The organism is Gracilibacillus sp. D59, from assembly GCF_052246695.1.
Taxonomy (GTDB): domain Bacteria; phylum Bacillota; class Bacilli; order Bacillales; family Amphibacillaceae; genus Gracilibacillus.
The window spans coordinates 1-1,662 of sequence record NZ_JBQQCK010000029.1 but is presented as its reverse complement, the minus strand read 5'-3'; the positions used below and the strand labels follow the sequence as shown (position 1 = coordinate 1,662).

Below are 1,662 nucleotides of genomic sequence, written 5' to 3'. Positions count from 1 at the left end.
TTGCCTACTCATGGATACTGACCACTACAATAACTAACCAGAGATTAACCAACTTCGGATTAATCTCTAGTCTACAGCACTATAGAAAGGTGCATGCCTAAATAAGTTGGAACCGCCGTATACGGATGGTGGTGTGAGAGGTCGGATAATCAATTAATGATTATCCTCCTACTCGATAGACTGAAGTTCTTCCTGTTTTGTTTCTGCCTGTGTAATTAACTCAGAAATCGTCAAAAACTCTTTTTTATCTTTGACTTTAGGGATGATGACTTCAAGTGCCTTTTCTGTTTGTTTTACACTGTCTGAAGCATGGAGTAAAATGATTGATCCGTTACTGATATTTTTCAAAATATGATTGGTAATCTTTTTAGTCCCTGGGTTTTTCCAATCATTTGGATTAATACTCCAATGAATCACCTTTAATCCTTGATTTTCTGCTAATTTTATGACTTCTTCGTTTAAATGACCATTAGGTGCTCTTAACAAATAAATATCTTCATAACCTAATTTAGTGAAGGTCTCTTTTGCTTTGTTCAAATCACTTCGCACTTCATCTATTTCTTGTTCGACATACGATTGGTATTGGTAACCAAGCATTCCAATCTCATGTTTGTCCTCTGCGATTTGTTCTAATATGTCAGGATGCCGTTCAGCCCACTCGCCGCTCACAAAAAAAGTTGCTTGAACATTTTCTTTCTTTAACCTTTCTAATATAGGGATAACTTGTTCATCTCCATGACTGATATTAAAAGTTAAAGCAACAGATGAATGTTTCGTATTTCCCGCAGTTAATGCACGTGGATTATCCTGATTGGAAAAAACCGTAGAAGTATAATTAAATTCCAAATATAAAAATAGGGCAACAAATAATGCAATAGGAATAATAATGAATGCTTTTTTTTGTTTTTTAATATCTACAATATATAAACGCCTCACCGAAAATCCCCTCCATTTAGTTGGGCTTGTCTCCATTATATGATTGGTATTTCACTGATATGATGTCTAATTATGTTTAATTTTGAAAGAAAACAGGAATATAGATAATAGATAGCGGGGAGATTATCATTATTAAATCAGATATTAGGAGTGGACAAGATGTTAGGAATTTTAATAAATGATGAGGAGCAAAATGAACTGCAGTATGTGATTAAAAGAGAACTAGAAGAATTATTGATGGATTTAGAAGATCATCGAATAGATAAAATAGTGAAACAAGCAATGCGGGAAAGATATAAGATTATCTTTCATTTGTATACACGCGTTGCCAGTGAAGAAGAAATTAAGAAGTATATACCAAATAAAGTGCAAATTGAATAAACTTTTGTTGGATACTATATTCTCCATTAAACAGAGATATAGTATTTTTTATTTTAAATGAAATTTTCAAAAAACCTCTTGCCTGCAATATAAGTTTATGGTATATTATCTTTTGTCGTCGTTACAAAACGAGGGAATGAACGAGCAAGAAAAAACTCAAAAAAAGTCATTGACTTCTTTTTTGATACATGATATATTATATTTCGTCGCAAAAAACGACACAACATTGATCTTTGAAAACTGAACAAAACAACCAGTATGATTTTAAACATGAAACAAGCTAGCTTATAGAAGCGAGCGCAAGTCAACTTTATTGAGAGTTTGATCTTGGCTCAGGACGAACGC

2 protein-coding genes are annotated in these 1,662 nt (G+C 32.9%); one reads left to right on the top strand and one right to left on the bottom strand.

Annotation, left to right across the window (positions count from 1 at the left end; translation table 11 throughout):
* Positions 1-168: 168 nt before the first annotated feature.
* The gene (locus ACTWP4_RS22460; RefSeq protein ID WP_443131017.1) at positions 169-936 is read right to left on the bottom strand and encodes a polysaccharide deacetylase family protein; all 768 of its coding nucleotides are present in this window, start codon (positions 934-936) and stop codon (positions 169-171) included.
* Between the two features lie 159 nt (positions 937-1,095).
* Between ACTWP4_RS22460 and ACTWP4_RS22455 the strand changes: the two genes are divergently transcribed.
* A complete protein-coding gene (locus tag ACTWP4_RS22455; RefSeq protein ID WP_443131016.1) occupies positions 1,096-1,317 on the top strand; it encodes a hypothetical protein in 222 nt (73 codons plus the stop codon).
* Positions 1,318-1,662: the final 345 nt, after the last annotated feature.